The sequence below is a fragment of the Frigoribacterium sp. CFBP 8751 genome, from assembly GCF_014841545.1.
Classification (GTDB): Bacteria; Actinomycetota; Actinomycetes; order Actinomycetales; family Microbacteriaceae; genus Frigoribacterium.
The window spans coordinates 43,668-67,173 of sequence record NZ_JACYUB010000005.1; the positions used below are offsets into that span (position 1 = coordinate 43,668).

The 23,506-nt window shown below is 71.1% G+C and carries 25 protein-coding genes; 13 read left to right on the plus strand and 12 right to left on the minus strand.

Annotation, left to right across the window (positions count from 1 at the left end):
- Positions 1-70 precede the first annotated feature (70 nt).
- Positions 71-1,048 carry a 4-hydroxy-tetrahydrodipicolinate synthase gene (dapA, locus tag IFT88_RS12745; RefSeq protein ID WP_043596672.1) on the minus strand — a complete coding sequence of 326 codons (978 nt, stop codon included), beginning with the start codon at positions 1,046-1,048 and terminating at the stop codon, positions 71-73.
- 96 nt (positions 1,049-1,144) lie between these two features.
- Complete coding sequence (gene thyX, locus IFT88_RS12750) at positions 1,145-1,912, minus strand: FAD-dependent thymidylate synthase (protein WP_231567172.1); 768 nt, start codon at positions 1,910-1,912, stop codon at positions 1,145-1,147.
- A gap of 91 nt (positions 1,913-2,003) precedes the next feature.
- Between thyX and IFT88_RS12755 the strand changes: the two genes are divergently transcribed.
- The gene (locus IFT88_RS12755; protein WP_192121024.1) at positions 2,004-2,909 is read left to right on the plus strand and encodes a TIGR01777 family oxidoreductase; all 906 of its coding nucleotides are present in this window, start codon (positions 2,004-2,006) and stop codon (positions 2,907-2,909) included.
- Positions 2,910-2,936: 27 nt separating this feature from the next.
- On the opposite strand, the gene IFT88_RS12760 is transcribed toward IFT88_RS12755, so the two are convergent.
- Both IFT88_RS12760 and dapB read right to left on the minus strand, forming a co-directional pair.
- The gene (locus tag IFT88_RS12760) at positions 2,937-3,383 is read right to left on the minus strand and encodes a tetratricopeptide repeat protein (RefSeq protein ID WP_369700712.1); all 447 of its coding nucleotides are present in this window, start codon (positions 3,381-3,383) and stop codon (positions 2,937-2,939) included.
- Entirely contained in the window at positions 3,380-4,114 is a 735-nt protein-coding gene (gene dapB, locus IFT88_RS12765) for a 4-hydroxy-tetrahydrodipicolinate reductase (protein WP_192121026.1), read from the minus strand. Before dapB ends, IFT88_RS12760 begins: the two co-directional genes overlap by 4 nt.
- Before the next feature lie 64 nt (positions 4,115-4,178).
- Between dapB and IFT88_RS12770 the strand changes: the two genes are divergently transcribed.
- Positions 4,179-4,706, plus strand: a complete 528-nt coding sequence (locus IFT88_RS12770) for a GNAT family N-acetyltransferase (protein ID WP_137847653.1) — start codon at positions 4,179-4,181, stop codon at positions 4,704-4,706.
- Positions 4,707-4,733: 27 nt separating this feature from the next.
- On the opposite strand, the gene IFT88_RS12775 is transcribed toward IFT88_RS12770, so the two are convergent.
- Both IFT88_RS12775 and IFT88_RS12780 read right to left on the minus strand, forming a co-directional pair.
- On the minus strand, positions 4,734-5,336 hold the full coding sequence (locus IFT88_RS12775; protein ID WP_054147267.1) for a histidine phosphatase family protein: 603 nt from the start codon (positions 5,334-5,336) through the stop codon (positions 4,734-4,736).
- A gap of 14 nt (positions 5,337-5,350) precedes the next feature.
- Complete coding sequence (locus tag IFT88_RS12780; protein WP_192121028.1) at positions 5,351-6,709, minus strand: M16 family metallopeptidase; 1,359 nt, start codon at positions 6,707-6,709, stop codon at positions 5,351-5,353.
- 252 nt (positions 6,710-6,961) lie between these two features.
- Between IFT88_RS12780 and IFT88_RS12785 the strand changes: the two genes are divergently transcribed.
- Positions 6,962-7,576 (plus strand): TetR/AcrR family transcriptional regulator, encoded by a 615-nt coding sequence (locus IFT88_RS12785; RefSeq protein ID WP_056227101.1) that lies wholly within the window; start codon positions 6,962-6,964, stop codon positions 7,574-7,576.
- Between the two features lie 91 nt (positions 7,577-7,667).
- Here IFT88_RS12785 and IFT88_RS12790 read toward each other — a convergent pair whose 3' ends face one another.
- Both IFT88_RS12790 and IFT88_RS12795 read right to left on the minus strand, forming a co-directional pair.
- Positions 7,668-8,708: an aldo/keto reductase gene (locus IFT88_RS12790; protein ID WP_231567171.1), complete on the minus strand. Its 1,041-nt coding sequence runs from the start codon at positions 8,706-8,708 to the stop codon at positions 7,668-7,670.
- Between the two features lie 249 nt (positions 8,709-8,957).
- Positions 8,958-11,231, minus strand: a complete 2,274-nt coding sequence (locus tag IFT88_RS12795; protein WP_192121029.1) for a polyribonucleotide nucleotidyltransferase — start codon at positions 11,229-11,231, stop codon at positions 8,958-8,960.
- A gap of 338 nt (positions 11,232-11,569) precedes the next feature.
- Here IFT88_RS12795 and IFT88_RS12800 point away from each other — a divergent pair, with 338 nt between their 5' ends.
- Positions 11,570-12,817 carry a coiled-coil domain-containing protein gene (locus IFT88_RS12800; RefSeq protein WP_192121031.1) on the plus strand — a complete coding sequence of 416 codons (1,248 nt, stop codon included), beginning with the start codon at positions 11,570-11,572 and terminating at the stop codon, positions 12,815-12,817.
- A gap of 121 nt (positions 12,818-12,938) precedes the next feature.
- On the opposite strand, the gene rpsO is transcribed toward IFT88_RS12800, so the two are convergent.
- Entirely contained in the window at positions 12,939-13,208 is a 270-nt protein-coding gene (gene rpsO / locus IFT88_RS12805) for a 30S ribosomal protein S15 (protein WP_043596660.1), read from the minus strand.
- Between the two features lie 94 nt (positions 13,209-13,302).
- Positions 13,303-13,758: a VanZ family protein gene (locus IFT88_RS12810; RefSeq protein ID WP_043596658.1), complete on the minus strand. Its 456-nt coding sequence runs from the start codon at positions 13,756-13,758 to the stop codon at positions 13,303-13,305.
- 147 nt (positions 13,759-13,905) lie between these two features.
- On the opposite strand from IFT88_RS12810, the gene IFT88_RS12815 reads away from it, so the two are divergent.
- The gene (locus IFT88_RS12815) at positions 13,906-14,640 is read left to right on the plus strand and encodes a M50 family metallopeptidase (RefSeq protein ID WP_192121033.1); all 735 of its coding nucleotides are present in this window, start codon (positions 13,906-13,908) and stop codon (positions 14,638-14,640) included.
- A 33-nt stretch (positions 14,641-14,673) separates the two neighbouring features.
- Here the strand turns inward: IFT88_RS12815 and IFT88_RS12820 are convergent, their stop codons facing one another.
- Positions 14,674-15,213, minus strand: coding sequence for an adenine phosphoribosyltransferase (locus IFT88_RS12820; RefSeq protein WP_043596654.1), 540 nt, complete (start codon positions 15,211-15,213; stop codon positions 14,674-14,676).
- A 141-nt stretch (positions 15,214-15,354) separates the two neighbouring features.
- Here IFT88_RS12820 and IFT88_RS12825 point away from each other — a divergent pair, with 141 nt between their 5' ends.
- Genes IFT88_RS12825 through IFT88_RS12835 form a run of 3 tightly spaced genes read left to right on the plus strand, consistent with a single transcriptional unit; the run spans position 15,355 to position 17,383 of the window.
- On the plus strand, positions 15,355-16,392 hold the full coding sequence (locus IFT88_RS12825; RefSeq protein WP_192121035.1) for a M4 family metallopeptidase: 1,038 nt from the start codon (positions 15,355-15,357) through the stop codon (positions 16,390-16,392).
- A 56-nt stretch (positions 16,393-16,448) separates the two neighbouring features.
- Positions 16,449-16,748, plus strand: a complete 300-nt coding sequence (locus tag IFT88_RS12830; RefSeq protein WP_056227093.1) for a protealysin inhibitor emfourin — start codon at positions 16,449-16,451, stop codon at positions 16,746-16,748.
- Positions 16,745-17,383 carry a hypothetical protein gene (locus IFT88_RS12835; protein ID WP_192121037.1) on the plus strand — a complete coding sequence of 213 codons (639 nt, stop codon included), beginning with the start codon at positions 16,745-16,747 and terminating at the stop codon, positions 17,381-17,383. The genes IFT88_RS12830 and IFT88_RS12835 overlap by 4 nt, the downstream gene beginning before the upstream one ends.
- A gap of 46 nt (positions 17,384-17,429) precedes the next feature.
- Here IFT88_RS12835 and IFT88_RS12840 read toward each other — a convergent pair whose 3' ends face one another.
- Positions 17,430-18,398 (minus strand): LacI family DNA-binding transcriptional regulator, encoded by a 969-nt coding sequence (locus tag IFT88_RS12840; RefSeq protein ID WP_137847647.1) that lies wholly within the window; start codon positions 18,396-18,398, stop codon positions 17,430-17,432.
- A gap of 176 nt (positions 18,399-18,574) precedes the next feature.
- On the opposite strand from IFT88_RS12840, the gene IFT88_RS12845 reads away from it, so the two are divergent.
- The 5 genes from IFT88_RS12845 to IFT88_RS12865 all read left to right on the plus strand — a co-directional run bounded on the left by IFT88_RS12845 (position 18,575) and on the right by IFT88_RS12865 (position 23,502).
- Positions 18,575-19,399, plus strand: coding sequence for an ABC transporter permease (locus IFT88_RS12845; protein ID WP_235472234.1), 825 nt, complete (start codon positions 18,575-18,577; stop codon positions 19,397-19,399).
- Positions 19,396-20,193: an ABC transporter permease gene (locus tag IFT88_RS12850; protein WP_231567170.1), complete on the plus strand. Its 798-nt coding sequence runs from the start codon at positions 19,396-19,398 to the stop codon at positions 20,191-20,193. Before IFT88_RS12845 ends, IFT88_RS12850 begins: the two co-directional genes overlap by 4 nt.
- Positions 20,190-21,200: an ABC transporter ATP-binding protein gene (locus tag IFT88_RS12855; protein ID WP_137847646.1), complete on the plus strand. Its 1,011-nt coding sequence runs from the start codon at positions 20,190-20,192 to the stop codon at positions 21,198-21,200. The genes IFT88_RS12850 and IFT88_RS12855 overlap by 4 nt, the downstream gene beginning before the upstream one ends.
- A gap of 113 nt (positions 21,201-21,313) precedes the next feature.
- Positions 21,314-22,384 carry an extracellular solute-binding protein gene (locus IFT88_RS12860; RefSeq protein ID WP_043596644.1) on the plus strand — a complete coding sequence of 357 codons (1,071 nt, stop codon included), beginning with the start codon at positions 21,314-21,316 and terminating at the stop codon, positions 22,382-22,384.
- A complete protein-coding gene (locus IFT88_RS12865; RefSeq protein WP_249409030.1) occupies positions 22,384-23,502 on the plus strand; it encodes an adenosine deaminase family protein in 1,119 nt (372 codons plus the stop codon). The genes IFT88_RS12860 and IFT88_RS12865 overlap by 1 nt, the downstream gene beginning before the upstream one ends.
- Positions 23,503-23,506: the final 4 nt, after the last annotated feature.

Consider the following 23,506-nt stretch of genomic DNA (forward strand, 5'->3'; position numbering starts at 1 on the left):
TGGGGTGGGGCTCGTGCCCCTGTGTGCGGGAGGTGTGCGGCCGACGTCGTCGTCGGCGGGGATCAGGAGGTCAGCGCGTGGTGCCGTGCACCTTGGGCAGCGCACCGCCGGCCGCCGCGTTGCGGTCGGGCCGGAAGCGGCTGAGGTCGAGGCCGGGGATGGACCCGACGTGCGACAGTTCGTCTTCGATGAGAGCGGCCTCGCTGTCTTCCGGGCCGACCAGGGGCAGGCGCACCCGGGGGCTCGAGATGCGACCGAGGCCGTGCAGGATGTACTTCGCCGCGACGGTGCCGGGCACGTGGGTCATGACGGCGCGGACGAGGGGTTCGAGCATCTGGTGCGCCTCGGTCGCCGTGTGCAGGTCGCCGGCGTTCACGGCGTCGACGATGGTGCGGTACGGGGCTGCAGCGATGTTCGCGGTGACGCCGATGAGGCCCGAGGCGCCGATGGCCAGGTGCGGCAGCACGTTCGCGTCGTCGCCCGAGAAGTAGAGCAGGTCGGTCTGGTTGAGGACACGACTGACCTCGGCGAAGTCGCCCTTGGCGTCCTTCACCGCGACGATGTTGGGGTGCTTGGCGGCCCGGAGCAGGGTCTCGTACTTGATCGGGATGCCGGTGCGGCCGGGGATGTCGTACAGGATGACCGGCAGGTCGGTCGCATCGGCGATCATGCGGAAGTGCGTCAGCACACCGGCCTGCGTGGGCTTGTTGTAGTAGGGGGTGACGATCATGACGCCGTCGGCGCCGGCCTTCTCGCTGGCCTTGTAGAGCTGGATGGCGTGCGCGGTCTCGTTGGACCCGCCACCCGTGATGATCTTGGCCCGGCCGGCGGCCACCGACTTGCCCACCTCGACGAGACGGAGCTTCTCGGGGTCGGTCAGGGTGCTGGTCTCGCCCGTGGTGCCGGTGACGACGATGCCGTCGGCCCCCGCGGTGATGCAGTCGTCGATGTGCTTCTCGACGGCCGGCCAGTCGACCTCGCCGTCAGCGGTGAACGGCGTCACGAGGGCGACGAGGACCTGACCGAAGGGGTTGCTGATGTTCGACACGCCCTCCAGCGTACTGTCTCGCGTCGGGCCCGACCTCCCCGCGCCGCGTCCGACGCCCCGGTCAGGAGGCGCGGGTCGCGTCGGCGAGGACCGCCGTCAGGGGGCGACGCGCCCGTTCGCCCCGAATGCCGCGTAGGTGAGGGGCATGAGCTCGGCCCAGAGGTCTTCCATCTTCTCGGCGCACATCTCGATCTCACGCTGCGGGAAGGAGGGGAAGTGGGTGCCCTCGCGCTTGGTGCGGAGGCTGAGGAAGTTCATCAGGGACCGGGCGTTCACGGTCACGTACATCGACGAGTAGATGTTCAACGGCAGCACGATGCGCGCGACCTCACGGGCGATGCCGGCGTCGAGCATGCGCTGGTACGCCTCGAACGCCTGGACCGACGCGGCGCGGGTGGCCTCGTCGACCAGGGCGGACTGCTCGGGCGTGCCGGGCAGGAAGTCGTACGCGCCGGGCTTGCCGACCTGCTGCAGGTTGCGGGTGGGGGCGGGCACGTAGAAGACGGGGTTGAGCTCGCGGTAACGACCGCTCTCTTCGTTGTAGCTCGCCATGCGGTGACGCATGAACTCGCGGAACACGAAGATCGGCGCTTGCACGTAGAAGGTCATCGAGTTGTGCTCGAACGGCGAGCCGTGGCGATCGCGCATCAGGTAGTTGATGAGACCGGCACCCTTGGTCGCCTGGGCACCGTCGGCCGATGCCTGGGCGCCGTCGAGGGTCAGCTCACCCATGGTGGAGACCCGGGCCGCGAACAGCACGTCGGAGTCGTGGGCGCTCGAGCGGACCAACTCGACGGTGACGTCGGAGCGGAACTCGGGGGTCTTGGCGGAGGGCACGGCGGGGGTGGCTTCGGTCTCGGGCACGGCGTCGACTCTACCTCGCAGGGCGCCCCCGCCGGGAAGCACCGTGGCCGCCGGCGGACGCTCCCCCAGCGGGCCGGAATACGGTGTCCCCATGACCGACGCACTCACCGTCCTGATCTCCGGCGCCAGCGGCATGATCGGCACCGAACTCACCCGCCAGCTGCGCGAGGCAGGCCACCGTCCGCTCTCGTTGGTGCGTCACGAACCCCGAGCCGAGGACGAGTACACCTGGGTGCCGAGTGCCGGCATCGTCGACCACGACCTGATCGCCCGCGCGGACGCCGTCGTGAACCTGGCCGGCGCCTCCTTGGGTCGTCTGCCCTGGACGGCCGGGTACAAGCGCGACATCCTCGAATCGCGCCTCGCCGCGACGTCGACGCTCGTCGACGGCATGGCGGCGGCCTCGACACCACCCGCGACGTTCCTCAGCGGCTCGGCCGTCGGCGTCTACGGCGACCGTCCCGGCGAACGCCTGACCGAGGCGAGCGGCCGGGGTGAGGGATTCCTCAGCGACGTCGTCGTCGCCTGGGAGGCCGCCGCCGAGAAGGCCCCCGAGGCCACGCGCGTCGTCACGCTGCGGACCGGCATCGTGATCGGCCCCGGAGGAGGCGCGCTCAAGCCCCTGCTGCCCCTCACCAAGCTGGGCCTGGGCTCGCGACTGGGTACCGGCGACCAGTTCTGGCCCTGGATCAGCCTGCACGACGAGGCCGCCGCGATCGTGCACCTGCTCACGTCGTCCGTCTCGGGCCCCGTGAACCTGGTCGGCCCCACGCCGGCGACGAGCGACCTGATCACGCGGACCCTGGCCGCCGACCTGCACCGCCCCTACCTGCTGGGCGTGCCCGAGGTCGTCATCTCGACCGCCATGCAGGAGGCCGGGCGCGAGATGCTGCTGCCCAGCCAGCAGGTCGTGCCCGAGGCGCTCGAGCGCGACCGTTTCGTGTTCCAGCACCGCACGGTCGAGGACGCACTGACGGCGTTCGTCGACGCACTCTGACCACTCGGCCGAACCGGGCCGGCGTGCTCAGTCGGTCGTCTCGCGTCGGAGCTTGATGGCCCAACGCAGGGCTTGACGGGCCCGTCGGCGATCGCCGCAGGCGTCGTAGGCCAGGCCGAGCCGGAACCACGCCCGCCAGTCGTCGGGCGCCGCCTCGACGGCCGTCTTGTAGGCCGGGAACGCGGCGTCCGCCGCCTCCCGCTCGTACCGACCGGAGGTGCGGCGCGGCAGGTCGTCGACCGGCAGCGCGCCCTCGTCGGCGAGCTGTCGGACGATCTGCTGCGTGCGGAGGCCGAAGCGCAGTTCGACCACGAGGGCGAAGAGCCCCAGGAGGGGAAGGACGAGCAGGGCGACGCCGAGCGCGATCGCCACCGGCTCGCCGGTCGACAGGAACAGCACGGCCCGTTGACCGACCAGCACGACGTAGAGCAGCAGGAGCAGCGCCATGAGGAGCGCCGCAGTACGTCCCTTCACGACTCGAGGGGCAGGACGGCGTCGAGACCCACGACGACCCCGGTGACGCCGAGGGCGGCCTCGATGGCGACGCGGAGCCCCTGCTCGTAGGCGCGCTGCGAGAGCGTGTCGTGCGTGAGCGTGAGGGTCTCGCCCTCTCCGCCGAAGACGACCTCCTGTTTCGCGACGATGCCGCGCAGGCGCATGCTGTGCACCGGCACGCTCGCCACCTGCTGCCCCCTGGCCCGCTGGTCAGCGTGCGGTGCCGACACCGGGCCGAGGTCGCGGCGGGCCTCGGCGATGAGTTCGGCCGTGCGGACGGCCGTGCCCGAGGGCGAGTCGACCTTGCCCTGGTGGTGTGCCTCGACGATCTCGACGGACTCGTAGAATCGCGCCGCCAGAGTGGCGAACCGGGTCGCGAGGACCGAGCCGATCGAGAAGTTCGGCACCACCAGGACGCCGGGACCACCCGCGTCGGCGACGACCGTCGCGAGACGGGCCAGCCGTTCGGCGTTGTAGCCCGAGGTGCCGACGAGCACCGGGATGCCGGCGCGGACGACGTGCTCGACGATCCCCGGACTGACGGCCGGGTGCGTGACGTCGATGACGAGGTCGGCTCCGAGGACGTCGTCGAGATCGTCACGGGACGAGAGACCGGCGTGGAGCTCGAGGCCCGGGGTGCGCTCGACGAGATCGACGATGAACGAGCCGAGGGTGCCGGTGGCTCCCACCACGGCGATGCGCGAAGTCATGCCGTCCAATCTACCGGGGGCACCCGGACGGACGAGGGCGGAACCCCGACCTACCATGGAGGGCATGCCCCGGTTCCGCGAGACGAGCGTCTCCTCCCCCGATGCCGCCGCCCTCCTGACCGAGTACTTCACCGAGCGCGAGAACACGTTCCCCTCGGCACAGGGGAGCTACACCACGACCCTGCCCGACGCCACGGCCTTCGTTCCCCCGGGCGGCGTGTTCGTCGTCGTCGACGGCGAGACGGCCGACTCGGACCCCGGCCGGGCCGCCGAGCCGTCCGCGTGCGGAGGCATCCGACTCATCGCCCCCTCGGCCTCGGGGGCCGTGCGGTACGAGGTCAAGCACCTCTACGTGCGTCCCACCGGTCGGGGGCAGGGACTCGGGCGGGCCCTTCTCGACGAGCTCGAACGTCGGGCCTCTGCTCTCGGTGCCGACGAGATCGTCCTCGACACGAACGACAGCCTGGCGGCTGCCGGAGGGTTGTACCGCAGCGCGGGGTACGGGACGATCGAGCCGTACAACGCGAATCCGAATGCGACGACCTGGTACGGCAAGATCGTCCGGGCCGGGACCCCGCACGGCCCCGCCTGACGAGAGGCGGCCCGGGCGGACGACGGGTCAGAAAGGCTGTTCGACGGGAAGACCGGTGCGCAGCTCGACCGGAAGGTGGCCGAGGTCGTTGTGCGTCACGAGCTCGGGTGGCTTCGCCGATCGCACCCGGATGATCGTCAACCCCGCGTTGGCCTGGTTGACGCCCATCCACCGCCAGTCGGGCGCCCCGAACACCTCGCGGACGAACCATCCGATCACGAAGTTGTGCGTGATGAGCAGGTCGTGGCGGTCCTCTCGGGCCGGGGTGAGCCACTCGGCGACGGCGTCGGCCATCTGGGCCTGCCCGGCCTCGATCTGCTCGTCGGTGACCCCGCCGAAGAACGGCTTGTACGACGACGGCATGTCGGACGTCGGTCCGGACGGCACGCAGTCGAAGAGGAGGGTCGAGGGCTGCGACTCGAGCGCCGGCATGCGCTCGGTCATGATGGCGGCCGTCTCTTCGGCACGCTCGAGGGGCGAGTGCCACGCCGCGTCGAAGGGAACGCCGCCGAGCCGTTCGGCGAGGAGGCGCACCTGACGCTTGCCCCGTTCGCTCAGGGGACCGTCGGGCAGCCCGTGCTCGGCGTCCTGCTGTTCGCCGTGCCGGACGAGGTAGAGGTAATGGGACACCGTCGTCTCCTGGTTCATCGAGGGGTCGCTCCCGACGTCGTCGTCGGGACCGGGAAGGACGTCTCGTCGACCTCGCCGACCACGACGGTCGACAAGGGGCCGGAGAGCAGCTGGGCCGCCAACGATCGGACGTCGTCGGACGTGACGGCCTCGACGCGAGCGAGGGAGGTGTCGAGGTCGACGAACTCGCCCGTCGAGATCTCGGCTCGACCGAGGCGGTTCATGCGGGTGTCGCTGTCCTCGAGGGCGAGGGCTGCAGCCCCTCCCAACTGGCCGAGGGCCCGACGACGCTCGTCGTCGGTGATGCCGTCGGTGGCGAGTCCGGCGAGTTCGTCGAGCATGAGGCGGGCGACGTCTCCGGCGTTGGCAGGGGTGCACCCGGCGTAGAGCCCGAACAGACCGGCGTCCGAGTAGCTCGGAGCGAACGAGTAGACCGAGTAGGCGAGGCCACGGCGCTCACGGATCTCTTGGAACAGGCGGGACGACATGCCCCCGCCCAGCACCGAGTTCAACACGGCCAACGTGGGTCGACGGTCGTCCCCGACGGAGATGCCCGGCAGGCCCAGCAGGACGGTGGCCTGCTCGAGGGGACGACGGATCACCTGCAGCGGTTCGCCGGCGACGAGTCCGACGGGCGCGTCGTCGCGACGGGGCACGGGCGACGCCGCGTCGGTGGGCCACCCGGCCCGGTCGAGCGCCGCCGTCAACCGGTCGAGGGCGCGGTCGTGGTCGACGGCACCGGCGATCGACACCACGAGGTCTCGGGGACGGTAGTTCTCGCGGTAGTGCCGGTCGACGTCGTCGCGTGCCGCGGCACGGATGCTCTCGGGTGAGCCTCCGATCGGACGCCCGAGCGGATGGTCGCCGAAGACCGACTCGAACAGCCGTTCACCGGCCATGTCGGCGGGATCGTCGTCCGCCATCGCGAGCTCTTCGAGGATCACCCCGCGCTCGGTCTCGAACTCGGCCGGGTCGAGGGTCGACGAGGTCACCATGTCGCTCAGCACGTCGATCGCGTCGTCGAGGTCGACGTCGCGCACCCGCGCGTAGTAGCAGGTGTACTCCTTGGCGGTCGCGGCGTTGTGCTCGCCGCCCACCGACTCGAACGCCACGGCGATGTCGAGGGCCGAGCGGGTCGGCGTGCCCTTGAAGAGGAGGTGTTCGAGGAAGTGCGTCGACCCCCGTTCGGCGTCGGACTCGTCGCGGGAACCGACCGCCACCCACAGACCGATGGTCGTGCTGCGAGCCCCCGGCATGCGCTCGCTGAGCACGCGGACGCCGGAGGGCAACACGGTGCGCCTCACGAGCGCGTCGCCCGTGGCGCGGAAGGAGATCTCGACCTCGTCGAGCGGGAAGGAGACAGGGCCGTTCATCACGTCGAGCCTAGGCGACCTCCCCCGCAGTCGTCCGTGAACGGCTCGGAACGGCTGGCACCCGAATTGGGGGACGATCTTGGGGACAAACAGACAACTCTGTTTGTCCTCATCGGTGTTAGAGTCGATCCACCGACGACGACCGCATCCCCCCTGATGGTCGCCGTCGGCGGCTGGTCGGACGTCGTCAGAAGGTCCGGAGCGCGCGTCCCCCACGCGGCTCTAAGCCGAGACGTCCCAAGGAGCCACGCTGTGACGGTCGATTCCCCCCAACCGGCCGTCCAGCGTCTCCCTGGTCGCCCTCGCGCCGACTCCCCCGTCCCCGGCGCTCGGGCCCGCGTCCTCACGACCGCCGACCGCCTCTTCTACGACGAGGGCGTCCGCGTCGTGGGCGTCGACCGTCTCATCGCCGAGTCCTCGGTGACCAAGGCCACGTTCTACAAACACTTCGGCGCGAAGGACACGCTCGTGCTCGAGTACCTCGCCGGTCGGCACGACCTCGAGGCCGCCGAGCTGGCGGCCCTCGTCGAGGCCCATGACGGCGGTCGCGCGACCCTCGAGGCCTACCTCGACGCGGTCGTCACCCGGGTCCAGACCGTCTCGTTCCGAGGCTCGGCCTTCGCGAATGCGGCGTCCGAGTTCAGCGACCCGACCCACCCCGTGCGCGTCACCATCGCCGAACACCGCGAGTGGCTGACGGGCGAGATGGTCTCCCTCTTCAAGGCGGCCGGCCACCCCTTGCCGGGCGACGCCGCCGACGATCTCGTCCTCGCCCTGGACGGTGCCCAGGTGGGCGCCTACGCCGGCGACGCCATCGCGGCGGCCGCGTCGCTCCGCCGCACGGCGGAACGACTCCTCGCCGCCTAGGTCACCGGCCGATTCCACCGGACGCCCGGGTGTCCGCGGGCGTCTCGGTCACACAGCGCGCAGGTCACCTCTCGACCATGACGTCCGACGATCAGGCGGAGGCGCGGTCGAGGTCGAGCACCTGGTTGCGCGTGAGCTGGACCCGTGCGGCCTGTGCGAGTTCGTAGACCTGTTTGGCGTTCGTCGCACTCGCGACCGGGGCCACGACGTTCGGCTTGGCGAGCAGCCAGGCGAGCGCGATGGCGGCACTCGAGACCTCGTGCACGGACGCGATGCGGTCGAGCTCGTGGACGACCTTGAGTCCTCTCTTGGAGAGGTACTTCGCCAGGACGCGACGACGTGGGCTGTGCGCCACGTCGGATCGCGATCGGTACTTGCCCGTGAGGAAGCCGCTCGCGAGGGCGAAGCGCGGCATGACGGCGAGACGCTGCTGTGCGGCGACGTGCGCCAGGCCCTTCTCGTACTCGGCACGGTCGAGGAGGTTGTACTGGTTCTGCAGCGCCACCATCGGGGCGATGCCGAGCATCCCCGCCGCGATGCGGGCTTCATAGAGGCGGTTGCCCGAGTGGTGGGAGCCACCGAACCACCGGACCTTGCCCACCCGGATGAGGTGGTCGACGGCCAGCAGCGTGCGCTCGAACGCCACCTCGGTGTCGTCCACGTGCAGGTAGAGAAGGTCGATGCGATCGGTGCCGAGCCGCTCGAGGGACGCGTCGACGGCTCGCTCGATCGACCGCGGGGTCAACCCGGGGTTGTCGGCGCTCTTGCCCACCTTGGTGGAGACGACCATGTCGTCCCGGGATCGGCGAGAACGCATCCACGATCCGATCATGATCTCGCTGCGGCCGCCCGCGTAGGAGTCGGCCGTGTCGACGAAGTTGCCGCCCAGGTCGAAGTAGGCGTCGAGCACGGAGGTCGTCTCGGCCTGGTCGGCCGTCCAACCGAAGACGTTGCCACCGAGAGCGAGGGGAAAGACCTTGAGGTCGGAGAGACCGAGGCGCCGACGCGGCTGGATGATGCCGAGGTCGACGGGAACGGTGGGCTGGGCAGCCGAGGCACGGGCCGCAGCGACCGCGGCAGCGGCCAAGTCGGACATGGCTGAACGGGCGAGTTCGGCCGTCGTCTCGGTCACGCCGTCCCTTTCTCGTCGCGAACCGCCGATGCGACTCTGTGCGATCGCATGGGGTATGGTTCGCCCTCCACCATCAAGAATACGGCCACGCGCCCGGTTTCCACCGCCGCCGCACCCAATCGTTACGCCGTGTCGCCGCCCCGGTCCGGGGGGCGCGCCTCCTGGTCGGACCGCGACCCGGGAGCGCTGCACCGACGGCGAAGGGCCCGCCCCGACCGAGGTCGGAACGGGCCCTTCGTGGCGTGCTGACTACGCGTCGACGGACTCGTCGGTCGACTGCTCGGTCGCTCCGCTCGAGTCGGTGTCGGCCTCGTCGGCCACGACCGGGGCGAGCGAGAGCTTGCCGCGGTCGTCGATCTTGGTGATCTCGACGAGGATCTTCTGGCCGACGCCGAGGACGTCCTCGACGTTCTCGACGCGCTTGCCACCGGCGAGCTTGCGGACCTCGCTGATGTGCAGCAGGCCGTCCTTGCCGGGGAGGAGCGAGACGAACGCACCGAACGACGCGATCTTGACGACCGTTCCGAGGAACTGCTCGCCGATCTCGGGGTTGGTCGGGTTCGCGATGGCGTTGACCTGGGCACGGGCGGCCTCGGCCGAGGGGCCGTCGACGGCACCGATGTAGACGGTGCCGTCTTCTTCGATGCTGATGTCGGCGCCGGTCTCGTCCTGGATGGCGTTGATCGTCTTGCCCTTGGGGCCGATCAGCTCGCCGATCTTGTCCTGCGGGATCTGGACCGAGATCACGCGGGGTGCGGTCGGGGCCATCTCGTCGGGGGCGTCGATCGCCGAGTTGAGGACGCCGAGGATCGCGGTACGCGCCTCTTTGGCCTGCTTGAGGGCGGCGTCGAGCACGGCGGTCGGCAGACCGTCGAGCTTGGTGTCGAGCTGGATCGCCGTGACGAACTCGCTCGTGCCGGCCACCTTGAAGTCCATGTCGCCCAGGGCGTCTTCGGCGCCGAGGATGTCGGTCAGGGCCGCGTAGCGCGTCTGGCCGTCGACCGTGTCGGAGACGAGGCCCATGGCGATGCCGGCGACCGGGGCCTTGAGGGGCACGCCGGCGTTCAGCAGCGACAGGGTCGACGCGCAGACCGAACCCATCGACGTGGAGCCGTTCGAGCCGAGGGCCTCGGACACCTGACGGATGGCGTAGGGGAACTCTTCGCGGCTGGGGAGCACCGGAACGAGGGCGCGCTCGGCGAGGAAGCCGTGCCCGATCTCACGACGCTTCGGCGAACCCACGCGGCCGGTCTCACCGGTCGAGTAGGGCGGGAAGTTGTAGTGGTGCAGGTAGCGCTTCTTGGTGACCGGGCTCAGCGAGTCGATCTGCTGCTCCATCTTGAGCATGTTCAGCGTGGTGACACCCATGATCTGGGTCTCGCCGCGCTGGAAGATGGCCGAACCGTGGACGCGCGGGATGACCTGGACCTCGGCGTCGAGCGGACGGATGTCGGCGAGGCCGCGGCCGTCCATGCGGATCTGCTCGGTGAGGATGCGGTCGCGGACGACCTTCTTCGTGGCCGACTTGTAGGCGGCACCGACCTGGCCGAGGGACGTGTCGGGCAGCTCGCCCGCGTCGACCTTGGCGGCGATGACGTCCTTCACGCGCGACTTGAGGGCGTCGTCGGCGTCCTGGCGCTCGATCTTGCCGGCGATCTTGTAGACCTCGGCGAGCTCGGTGCCGGCGGCGGCCGTGACGGCCTCGAGCACCTCGTCGGTGTAGGGCAGGAAGACCGGGTAGTCCGCGATCTCCTTCGCGGCCTGGGCGGCCATCGTCGCCTGGGCGTCGACGAGCTGCTTGAGGAAAGGCTTGGCGGCCTCGAGGCCCTGGGCCACGATCGCCTCGTCGGGCTTCGTGGCGCCGCCCTGGATGAGACCCCAGGCGTGCTCGGTGGCCTCGGCCTCGACCATCATGATCGCGACGTCCTCGTTGCCGGCGGCGTCGGTGACGACACGGCCCGCGACGGTGAGGTCGAAGACGGCGTCGGCGAGCTGGCTCGCCTTGGGGAAGGCGACCCACTGCTCACCGATCAGGGCGAGACGCACACCGGCGATCGGCCCGGAGAACGGCAGACCCGAGATCTGGGTGGAGGCGCTGGCCGCGTTGATCGCGAGGGCGTCGTAGAACTCGTCGGGAGCGATGCTCAGCACCGTGATGACGACCTGGACCTCGTTGCGCAGGCCCTCGACGAACGAGGGACGCAGCGGCCGGTCGATGAGGCGGCAGACCAGGATGGCCTCGGTCGAGGGACGACCCTCGCGACGGAAGAACGAGCCGGGGATCTTGCCCGCGGCGTACGAACGCTCTTCGACGTCGATGGTGAGCGGGAAGAAGTCGAAGTTGTCCTTCGGCTTCTTGCTGGCGCTCGTGGCCGACAGAAGCATGGTGTCTTCGTCGAGGTAGGCAGCGACGGCTCCCTGAGCCTGCTGGGCGAGACGACCGGTCTCGAATCGGATGGTGCGCTTGCCGAACTTGCCGTTGTCGAGGACGGCTTCGCCGAACTTGATCTCTGGACCCTCCATGTGGGGGCTACTCCTCTTTGTTTTGCATCGAGGCCCCGTGTGGGCATCGATGTGTACCGGAGCGGGCGGCGTGGACGGCATGGCGACATGCACGTGCAACAACGCGACGGAGGCGGTGGCACGTCTGGCCAACAGTAGAAACGGTCGGACCCCGCGCCCGACCCGGACGCTCGGCGCCGGTCGGGGCATTCCGCCTGTCACCACCGGTGACCAGCAGCCGTACCGGCCTGCTCCGAGGGCGATGCTAGCACTCGCACCCGTCCGGCCGGGGTGCGGACGGTGGGTGTCGCCCGGACGGGGAGGCGCGGTGCCGGGGGGACGGCATTAGGGTCGAGATCATGCGTTCTCACGACAGGTCCGGCCGGGATCGTCGCGCGAGCCGTCTCGCGGTGGCGACCGGCGCCTCCTTGGCTCTCGTCCTGACGACGCTCGTGGCACCGTCCGCCGCGTCCGCCGCGGGGTACCCGACCTGGGAACAGGTCGAGGCCGCGAAGGGGAACGCCGCGGCGACCCAGGCGCAGGTCGACCTGATCGACGCGTCGCTCGACAGCCTCGAGAAGGCCGCGTCCGACCGCAGCGACGAGGCCGTCCTCGCCGACCAGGCGAACGCGACGGCCCAGGCAGACCTCGCGGCTGCCGCGCAACGGGCGGACGAACTCGCCGCGGACGCCGAGCGTGCGCGGGCCACCGCCGACACCGCGAAGCGGGAGGCCGGCCAGCTGGCCGGCAGCCTGTTCCGCACCGGCGGCACGCAGACCATGGGCACCGACCTCTTCACGTCGCCCGACCCCGGCGCCGCCCTCTACCAACTGGGCTCGTTGACGCAACTCGGCGACCGGTGGCAGACGGTGCTGGCCGATGCCACCTCCGCGAGCAACACGGTGTCCTCGCTCAGCGAGCAGGCGACCACCGCGGCCGATCGGCGCGACGCCCTCGCCCGCGACGCGCAGGCCACGGCCGACCAGGCCACCGCGGCGCAGGCGACCGCGGACGGCGAGGTCGCCGACGCCACCGAACGATCGGCCGATCTCTACGCCCAGCTCGCCGCCCTCAAGGACTCGACGGCCGAGCTCGAACAGCAGTACCGGACCGGGGTCGCGGCTCAGCAGGCGTTCGCGGCGCAACAGGCGGCGGCGAAGGCTCAGGCCGCGTCGGCGGCGAAGGCTCCGTCGGGCTCGTCCGGAGCCGGTGGGGCATCGTCGGGAGGCAGCGCCTCGTCCGGAGGCACGGCGCCCGGCACCGGCGGCGGTTCGGGCGGCGGCGGCACGGCTCCCCCGGTCGGTGCCGTGAACGATCCGGCCAGTGCGAAGGCCTACGCCGCCACGAAGGTCGGCGGCGGAGCCGAGTACACCTGCCTCGTGCAGCTCTGGAACAAGGAGTCCGGCTGGCGGACGAACGCGTCCAACCCGTCCAGCGGTGCGTACGGGATACCCCAGTCGCTGCCGGGCAACAAGATGGCCTCGTTCGGGCTGGACTGGCAGACGAACTACAGGACCCAGGTGAACTGGGGCATCTCGTACATCCAGAGCAGCTACGGCACCATGTGCTCTGCGTGGGCGCACTCGGTCGCGCACAACTGGTACTGAGTCCGGTCGCGTCGACCGGCAGTCGGGAGCGCCTCGGCGGGAACGAGAGAACGGCCCCCTCGGCGTGCAGCCGGAGCTGAGTGCCGAGAGGGCCGTCGTCGAGATGTTCGGAGCGCGAAGACTAGCGGCGCAGGCCGAGACGACCGATGAGCGTACGGTAGCGCTCGATGTCGACCTTGGACAGGTAGCCCAGGAGGCGACGGCGCTGGCCGACGAGCAGCAGCAGGCCACGACGCGAGTGGTGGTCGTGCTTGTGCTCTTTGAGGTGCTCGGTCAGGTCGAGGATGCGCTGCGTCATCACGGCGACCTGGACCTCGGGGGATCCGGTGTCGCCGGGGTGGGTCGCGTATTCTTCGATGATCCGGGTCTTGACGTCAGGTGCGAGTGCCATGAGAGGTATCCCCTTTCAGTTCGTTGCGCGGTGCTCGTCACCGGATGTGCGAGCTCTCTTTCTCCGCGGCCGTTCAGACGGCAACCTGAGGAGCCTACCAGACGGGCGACGCCGCCCGCTGTCGCGGTCGGCTCCGACCGCGACGCCGACGGGGCAGGACAAGTCCGACGAACGCTGCACCGATCGCCGCCCCGAGGGTGTTCATCACGAGGTCCTGCGGGTCGGAGAAGCGCGTCGCCGACAGGTACGTCGCCTGGACGGTCTCGATGCCCACCGTCGCGGCGAAGCCCACCACGATGCCGACCCACCAGAACCGCTTGGGCAGCAGCAGCGCCGGGAACATGCCCATCGGCACGAACATCGCCACGTTCGCGGCGGCCTCGACCCGGGCGAAGGTGATCCACGAGGTCTCGTCGTGCCGGGCGAAGACGTCGAGCGCCCGCCAGAGCAGCGCCCCGGTGTTCGCGTCGTAGACGCTCGGGCGCAGGGTCATCCAGGCGACCCCGGCGAGGTAGACGAGGGTGAGCAGGAGGAGGACGGCGCGACGCATCCGTCCATCGTGCGGCACCGGTCGGTGGGAGGACGCCCGGAACGGCCGAAGATCAGCCTGGAGGACGACCCGCCCCGGGGGCGACCGCGGCAGGGCCGAGGAGGCGCGGCGTCCGACCGCGTGCACCGCGCCTCCTAGGCTCGTCGCGTGGACGCTCTCACCGACCTCTGGGCCCGGATCAGCCAGCTCGCCGCCCCCCTGCCCGGCTCGTGGCTGCTCGGCAGCGTCGCCGCCGGCCTGCTGCTGGTGCTGCTGCCGGGCACCTGGCACACCGTGCGGCACGCCGTCACCGTCGTGCACGAGGGCGGGCACGGGCTCGCTGCGGTGCTGACCGGGCGGCGGCTCACGGGCATCCGCCTGCACTCGGACACCTCGGGCCTGACCGTCTCGAAGGGGCCGCGGACCGGGCCGGGCATGATCATCACGCTCCTCGCCGGCTACACCGCACCCGCGATCGCCGCCCTGGGCGCCGCGTGGCTGCTGTCGGCCGGCTACGCGGCGGGGCTGCTCTGGGCGCTGCTGCTGCTGCTCGCGCTGATGCTCGTGCAGATCCGCAACTGGTTCGGGCTCTGGGTTGTGCTGCTGGGCGCGGCCCTCGTCGTCGCCGTCACGTTCTTCGCGTCACCGACCTGGCAGGCCGTGTTCGGGCTGGTCGTCACGGCGGTGCTGGGGTTCGGGGCGCTGCGCGCGTCGCTCGAGCTGCAGCGGAGCCGGCGTCGCTCCCGCTCGACCGCGTCGGACGCCGACCAGCTCGCCGGGTTGACCCGGGTGCCGGGCGTCGTGTGGGTCGGGGTCTTCGTTCTCGTGGCCCTCGCCTGCCTGCTCGGCGGGGCCGGGCTGCTCTTCCCCGGGGCGCTCGAGGCCGCGCGCTCGTTCGCCTGAGGCCGGTCGGTGCCCGTCACACGGCGCGAGGCGTCAGGCGGGGGCGGACGAGAGGGCGTGCACCGGGACGTGGCCTTCGAGTCGGGCCCGGCCGCCGAGACCGTCGAGCTCGAGCAGCACGGCGACGCCGGCCACGACGTAGCCCGCGCGCTCGAGCAGGGTGACGGTCGCCTCGACCGTGCCGCCGGTCGCGAGCACGTCGTCGACGATCAGGACGCTCGACCCCGCCGGGATCTGGTTCGGACGCAGTTCGAGCGTGGCCTCGCCGTACTCGAGGGCGTAGCTCTCGCTCAGGACCTCGCCGGGCAGCTTGCCCGCCTTGCGCACCGTGAGGACGCCGACGCCCTGCTCGATGGCGATGGCCCCGGCGAGCGCGAAGCCGCGCGCCTCGATGCCGGCGACGGCGACGAACCCGCCGTCGAACGGCTCGGAGAGCGCCGTGGTCACGGTGGCGAAGGCGTCGGCGTCGGAGAAGAGCGGGGTGACGTCGCGGAAGAGGATGCCGGGCTTCGGGAAGTCGGGGACGACGGCGATCTTGCTGTCGACGAACGTGGAGGCATCGGTGACGGTCATGCCGTCAACGCTAGTCGGGCGGACGGCGCCCCCCGCCCCTCGCGCCCTTCGTCGTCCGGACGGCGACGCGCGACCGACCGGTACGTCACGATCGTGTGAACAGTCGGGCCCGATGTCGGAGGCGCGTGCGAGAGTGCACGCATGTCGCGGTTCATCGTCCCCCCGTACCTGCTCGCCCACCTCGCCGAGGCCGACTCGCCCCGCCTGCACCGGGCGCCGCAGGCCGCACGCAACGGGCTGCTCGCGATGGAGTCCGTCGACCGCAACGCGACTCCCCCCGTCGTCCGGGGCGCGCTCGGCGCCGAGTCCGTGCTCGAGCGCACGGTGTTCGACGCCCAGGGCACGGAAGAGCTGCCGGGCGTCCGCGTCCGCGGCGAGGGTGAACCCGCCACCGACGACGTCGCCGCCACCGAGGCGTACGACGCACTCGGCGCGACCTACGCGCTCTTCCGCGAGGTCTACGGGCGATCGTCGATCGACGGCGCCGGGCTGTCCCTCGACGCGACCGTCCACTACGGCCAGGACTACGACAACGCTTTCTGGAACGGCGAGCGGATGGTCTTCGGCGACGGAGACGGCGAGGTCTTCGAACGCTTCACGGCGTCGGTCAGCGTCATCGGGCACGAGCTCACCCACGGGGTCACCCAGTACACCGCGAACCTCACCTACCAGGGGCAGTCGGGTGCACTCAACGAGTCGGTGAGCGACGTGTTCGGGGCCCTCGTCGAGCAGCACCTGTTCGGCCAGACCGCCGACGAGGCGACCTGGCTCATCGGCGAGGGGCTCTTCACCCCCGACGTGCAGGGTCGGGCACTGCGGTCGATGAAGGCCCCGGGCACCGCGTACGACGACGACGTCCTCGGGAAGGACCCTCAACCCGGTCATCTGGACGACTACGTCGAGACCACCGACGACAACGGTGGGGTGCACCTCAACTCGGGCATCCCCAACCGGGCCTTCTACCTCGTCGCCGAGGCCCTGGGCGGCGAGGCCTGGCTGCGAGCGGGTCAGATCTGGTACGACACGCTCACCGGCGGCACCCTGTCGACCGAGGCCTCCTTCGCCCAGTTCGCGGCGGCGACGGTCGAAGCCGCCACGGCACGGTACGGAGCGGATTCCGACGAGACCCGGGCGACATCGGCCGGGTGGGAGGGCGTCGGGGTCACCCCGGCGGCCTGAGACCGGCCGGCGCGAGCCCCTGCTGTCCCGCACACCGCCGGGGTAGCATCGCGCCCATGAAGGTCACCGTGTCGCGCTCCGGTGGTTTCGCCGGCCTCACCCGCAGCTGGTCGGTCGACGTCGACTCCGAGCCCGACACCGAGTCGTGGCTCGTGCTCATCGACCAGGTGCCCTGGTCGCAGGCCCCGGCGGCCCCGCAGGCGGTGCAACCCGACCGCTTCGTCTGGGTCATCACGGCGGAGACCCGACCGACCCGCAAGGCCAAGCTGCCCGAGCAGCAGGTCACCGGCCCGTGGCGCGAGCTCGTGGACCGTGTCCGCAGCACGTCCGAGGCCGAGGCCGGTCCGACGCGATGAGCGACGGAGTGCGCCGACCTCGCCGACCTCGCCGACGACCCTCGGGCGAGGTGCTGGCCGGGCTGCTCGCCCTCGTCGTCCTCGTGGCGGGCGGGATCGGCGTGGCCGTGGTGCAGAGCGGCAACCCGCTGAACGTCCGCGGGGCCGCCACCGCGCCTCCGTGGGCTCGCCCTGCGACCGACCAGCTCGAGACAAGGGCGGCCGCCGCCGGCCTCGAGAACGTCTGGGGGCAGGACCTCGCCATGCACGTGCACACGCACCTCTCGATCACCGTCGACGGGCAGGCGGTCACGGTGCCCGGTGACATCGGGCACGACTCCGACACGAAGTTCGCCGCCGAGATCCACACGCACGACACGAGCGGCATCGTGCACGTCGAGTCGCCCACGCGCGAGACGTTCGTCCTGGGACAGCTGTTCAGCGAGTGGGACGTCGCGCTCGACGGACAGGGCGTGGGGTCGCTCGGGCACGACGACGGGCTCGAGCTGCACGCCTTCGTCGGGGGCAGCCCCTACCCGGCCGACCCGGCCGGCATCCCGCTGCGGGACTTCGAACGCATCGACCTCGTGCTCGCGCCGATCGGCGAGACGGTCACCGCGCCTCCGGCCTTCGCCTGGCCCGCGGACTACCGCTGAGCCGCCCCGACCGCTCGGCCCAGGTCGCCGGAGCCCGCCGACCAGGTCACGGCCAGCGGACCGGGACCGGGAGGCGCGTGGTCGTCGGCTCGGACGGGCCGCCCGGTGCCAGCAGCTCGAGCAGGCGACCGGCTGCGACCCGCCCCAGGTGCTCGCCGTCGACGTCGATCGCCGGGACCCCGACCAGCCCCAGGGCGTCGACGACCATGCGTTCCGAGCTGACCGTCACGGAGCGGTCACGGTGCTCGTCGGCCCGGAGGACGAACATCAGGCCGAGCCCGATGGCCGTGGCGTAGGGAACGACGGCCGTCGCCCCGGAGGCGAGGACGTCGTCGCTCGCCCGCACCCCGGCCTCGAAGGTGGACGGGTACGGCCCCAGCACCGTGAGTTCGGCCCGTCCGGCGGCGGCCTCGACCACCGCGGCCGTGCGCTGGACGTTCTGCCACGAGCCGTCGGGCCCGCCGAGGTAGACGACGCGCTCGTGCCCCTCGGCGACGAAGCGCGACACGAGCGAACCGAACGCGGTCGCCGTGTCGGCCACGACCGACGACGCCCCGGCCACCTCACGGTCGACGAGGACGGTCGGCTTGTGGCCCGTCGCGGCCCGCACGACGTCGTCGGCCCCGCGGGGGGCCACGACGATGAACCCGTCGACCTGGTGGGACAGCCGCTCGAACGCGGCCAGTTCGCCCGCCTCGGCCAAGGGGTGCACGGCGACCGTCAGCTGCAGATCGGCCTCGCCCGCCGCGGCCTGGGCCCCGGCGATGATCGGCGTGAAGAACGCGTTGTCGAGGGTCGGCACGACGAGGGCGACGACGCCCGTGCGCCCGCGGGCCAGCTGCCGCGCCGCACGGTTCGGCACGAAGCCGAGCTTCGCGGCGGCGGCGAGCACGCGACCGGCCGTGTCGGGCGACACCAGCTCGGGGCGACTGAGCACGCGTGAGGCGGTGGCCTTCGAGACGCCCGCGAGCGTCGCCACGTCCGCCAGCGTCGCGAGCCGCCCTGCCCCAGTCATGCCCACCACCCTAGGGCCTCCGTGAAACCGGTCCCGCGCGGCGGTCCGAGGCTTGTAACAAGGTGTTTACACGGCAGGGCCGATGCGGGCGATCTACGCCCTTAGGGTCGATGTAACCGGTTTCACCCGACGTGGAGCCGACATCCCCCTGAGGCAGAACCCATCGGAGGACACTCGTGACGTCCCGCAAACCCGCGCTGCTGTTGCTGCTGCCGGGCCTCGCCTTCCTGCTGATCGGGTTCGCGGTGCCATCGCTCGCGATGCTCTTCGCCCCACCCGGCGTGACCGCCGGCGAGATCGTCGGCCGCCTCGGCCAGATGCTCACCGACCCCTTCGACCTGCGCATCATCGGACGCACGGTCGGGCTCGGCCTGGTCGTGACCGTGATCTGCGTGGCCCTCGGCTTCCCCGTCGCCTACCTGCTCGCCCGCTCGACCTCGCGCTGGTCGGGCGTCCTGCTCGCCCTGGCGATCTTCCCGTTGCTGCTCAGCAACGTCGTGCGCACCTTCGGCTGGCTCGTGGTGCTCGGCAAGAACGGCGCCATCGGTCAGCTGCTCACCACGCTCGGCCTGGTCGACGAGGCCCCACAGCTGCTCTACACCGAGCTGGCGATCGTCCTCGGCCTGACCCAGTTGTTCCTGCCGCTCGCGATCATCTCGTGCTACTCGGCCGTGGCCCAGGTCGACCCGGGCCTCGACGACGCCGCCCGCGGACTCGGCGCGAGCCGCACCCGAACCTTCTGGAGCATCGTCGTGCCCCTCTCCCTGCCCGGTGTCGTCGTCGCGGCCACCCTCGTCTTCGCGGGCTCGGTCACCGCCTACACGACCCCGTACCTGCTCGGCGGCTCGGGCCAACGCATGCTCGCCACCCAGCTCTTCTCGTACTCGAGCGTGACGATCGACTGGGCCGGAGCCTCGGCCACCGCGTTGATCATGACCGTCCTGGTCTTCGTCGTGTCGGGCCTGTCGTCGCTCGTCGCCCGGAAGGGAGCCACCTCGTGACCACCCGCCGCCCGGTCGCCGGAACCCTCGCCGTCGCCGGCTACGTCGTGATGATCGTCCCGATCCTCTTCGTCGTCGCCACCGCGTTCACGAGTGAACGCACCCTGCGTTTCCCGCCCCAGGGGTTCTCGCTGCGCTGGTTCGAGGCCGCACTCGGCTACGACCCCTTCACCCAGGCCCTCGTCTCGAGCCTCCAGCTCGCCCTGATCGCCACCGTGCTCGCCCTGCTCGTCGGCATCCCCGCGACCCTGGCGATCCATCGCGGCAGGCTGCCGGGCAAGGGGCTCGTCGAGGCGCTGTTCCTCTCGCCGTTGATCGTCCCCGAGCTCGTGGTGGGGCTCGCGCTCTACCAGCAGCTCGTCATCGGGTTCCGGCTCGACGCCTTCCCCGTGCTGCTGATCGGGCACACCGTCTTGATGCTTCCCTACGCGGTCCGCGTGACCGGTGCCTCCCTGGCCCTGGCCGACCCCGCGCTCGAAGAGGCCGCCCGTGGGCTCGGCGCCTCTCCCCTGCGGGCCTTCGTCACGGTGACCCTGCCGCTGCTGCGCCCGGGCATCTTCTCGGCGGCGCTGCTCAGCTTCGTCACCTCGTTCAACAACGTGCCCCTGTCGCTGCTGCTGCAGAGCCGTGACTTCCGCACCCTGCCCGTCACGATGCTCGACTACGTGCAGCAGAGCTACGACCCCATGGTCGCGGCGATGGCGACGCTGATCCTCGCGGGCACCGTCGTCATCGCCGTCATCGCCGAACGTACCGTCGGCTTCGCCAAGATCTTCGGAGGCATCAACAGATGAGCACCGCAGCAGAATTCGTCGCCGTCAGCCAGGTCTTCGGCGACTTCACCGCCGTCGACTCGATCGACCTGTCGATCGCCGAGGGCAAGCTCACGACGCTGCTCGGCCCGAGCGGCTGCGGCAAGACGACGAGCCTGCGCATGCTCGCCGGCTACGCCGCCCCGACGTCGGGCACGATCCGCATCGCCGGCGTCGACAGCACGCGCACCCCGCCCGAGAAGCGCGACCTGGGCATGGTGTTCCAGTCGTACGCGCTCTTCCCGCACCTCAGCGTCGCCGACAACGTCGGCTACGGCCTCAAATTGCGCGGCGTCGACACCGCCGAGCGCCGCCGTCGCGTGATGGAGACCCTCGACCTGGTCGGTCTGGCCCACCTCGCCGGCAGCAAGCCGAAGAAGCTCTCGGGCGGCCAGCAACAGCGCGTCGCCCTGGCCCGCGCCATCGCGATCCGCCCGAAGCTGCTGCTGCTCGACGAGCCGCTGTCGAACCTCGACGCGCGTCTGCGCGTGCAGATGCGCGCCGAGATCCGCCGCATCCAGGGCGAGACGGGCCTCACCGTCGTGCTCGTCACGCACGACCAGGACGAAGCGCTCGAGATGAGCGACGACATGGTGCTCATGCGCGCCGGCCGGATCATGCAGCAGGGCGCGCCGCAGCACGTGTTCCCGAACCCGGCGAACCGCTTCGTCGCCGACTTCCTCGGCTACGAGAACTTCGTCACGGCGGCCGACGGCACCCTGCTCGCGATCCGCCCCGAGCACCTCGGGGTCACGCCCGAGACCCCCGCAGGAGGCGCGGCGCACGACGGCCTGCACCTCGCCGGGGTCGTCAGCGACGTCGCGTACCGCGGGGTCGACCTGCTCGTCACCGTGCAGGCCGTCGACGCCACCGGTGCGGAGGTGCGTCTGCTCTCGGACGTCCGCAGCACGGGCTCCGAGACGGTCGCGATCGGCGACCGGGTGACCGTCACGGCCCCGGCGTCGCGGCTCGTGGCCCTCGCCGACTGACCCGCCCGGTGCGCGGAGCCGCGCGCGCCTCCTCGGCTCTCCCCTCCACCACCCCACCCACCCGCGTTCCACACCGCCCGGTCTCGCCGAGACCGCCCCGAAAGGACACGACCATGACCTCCACCCTCCGCACCCGCCTGGCGATCGTCGCCGGCGTCGCCGCGACGACCCTCGTGCTCGCCGGCTGCTCCGCCGACGGCGGCGGCGAGCCCGACGCCGACACGATCACCGTGAGCACGTTCCCGTTCGGCGTCGAGGAGTTCCAGGAAGCCGTCATCGACCCGTTCACCGAGAAGACCGGCATCGAGGTGGTCGTCGACACCGGATCGAACTCGGACCGCCTGTCGCAGCTGCAGGTCGCGGGCGGGCAGCCCGACGTCGACGTCATGCTGATCTCGGATTACTACGCGGCCCTCGGCCAGGAGGACGACCTCTTCCAGCAGGTGGACGCCTCGGCCGTGCCGTCGCTCGACGAGATCGCCGACTTCGCGAAGGAGGACACCTACCTCGGCCCGGCCTACAGCTACCAGCTCAACGGGACGATGTACTCGACCGACGAGCTGACCGCCGACGAGGCCGCGGAGTGGAGCCTGTACGGCGAGGACGAGCTCTCGGGCAAGGTCGCCCTGCCGGACATCTCGGTGACGGCCGGCCAGCTGATGGTCTCGGGCGTCGCCGCCGAGTACGGCGACGGCCCCTACGACATCGACGCGGCCCTCGACCAGCTCGGCGAGTGGGCCCCGGGCGTGCTGCAGTTCTACAGCTCGTCCACCGAGGTCACCAACCTGCTGACGCAGGGCGAGATCGTCGCCGCGGACTCGCTGAGCGGATTCGCGACCGACCTCGTCGAGTCGGGTGAACCGATCGCCTGGACGGCGCCGGCCACCGGCCGCTACATGGCCACCAACCGCGCGATGATCCCGACGGGTGCCGAGAACGTCGACGGCGCGAACCAGTTCGTCGACTACCTGCTCTCGGTCGAGGCGCAGACCTCGTCCGCCGAGATCGTCGGCGACCTGCCGGTCAACCCGGGCGCCACGGTGCCCGACACGATCGAGGCCGTCGTGGGCGACATCGCCTCCGACCCGGTCGCGGCGGGCTACTCGACCCTCGACCCGACCGAACTCGTCCCCACCCGCTCGGAGTGGGTCGACCGCTTCGCCCGTGAGGTGACCTCGCGCTGATGAGCACCACCCTGCCCCCGGCCTACCTGGACCGCATGCCCAAGGCGGACCTGCACTGCCACCTGATCGGGACGGTCCGCCCGAGCACGTTCGCCGAACTGGCCCGCCGCGAGGGACTCGTCCTGCCCGACGAGCCCGAGCGGATCTTCGCCGACATCAACTCGCTGCCGCCCGACCCGGCGCTCTACCGCGACACCCGCATCCCCGTGCCGCAGGGGCCCAGCGCCGACGAGCCCGAGGTGTCGTACTCGTTGTTCCAGGCGTCCAACTGGGTCGTCGAGGTGCTGCGCGACGCGGACGACCTCACCCGGATCGTCTACGAGGCCTTCGAGGACGCGCACCACGCGAGTGCGACGCGGCATCTCGAGCTGTTCTTCGACGCCGTCCCGCCGCACCTCGCGTCGCTCGGCTACACCGGCTCGGTGGAGGCCTACGCCGAGGGCATCCGGCTCGCCGAGCGCGACTTCGGCATGACCGGACGCATGATCCAGGGCATCGACCGCAGCCGGAGCGGCGAGCACGCCCTCGAGCTCGTCCGTCAGGTGGTCGACCACCCGCACGAGTACGTGGCCGGGATCGGCCTCGACAACCTCGAGACGAGCGGGCCGCCCGAGCGGTTCGTCGACGCCTACCGTCTCGCGGGCGAGGCCGGGCTGGGTCGGACGGCCCACTCGTCCGAGCACTCCCCCACCGCGGTCAACACGATCACGTGTCTCGACCAGCTGGGCTGCGACCGCATCGACCACGGGTACTACGTGCTCGAGGACGACGAGGTCGTCGCGCGCATGCGCGACGAGCAGGTGGCGTTCACCGTCGTGTCGACGACCTCACGACGGTCGTGGCGTCCCTGGCGCCGCGCCTCCGTCGAGGCCATGCTCGAGGCGGGCCTGAACGTCGTGCCGGCGTCGGACGACCCGGGCATGTTCCCGACGACCCTCGCCGCCGAGTACCGGATCGTGCACGAGCAGATCGGGGCGACCGCCGACCAGGTGCGCTCGATGGCCTACGCCGGTGTCGACGCCAGCTGGCTGCCCGGCGCCGAGAAGGACGCGCTGCGGGCTCGGTTCGACCGCGAGCTGGCCGCCCTCGACCACGAGTTCGGGGTCGCCGGGGTCTGACCCG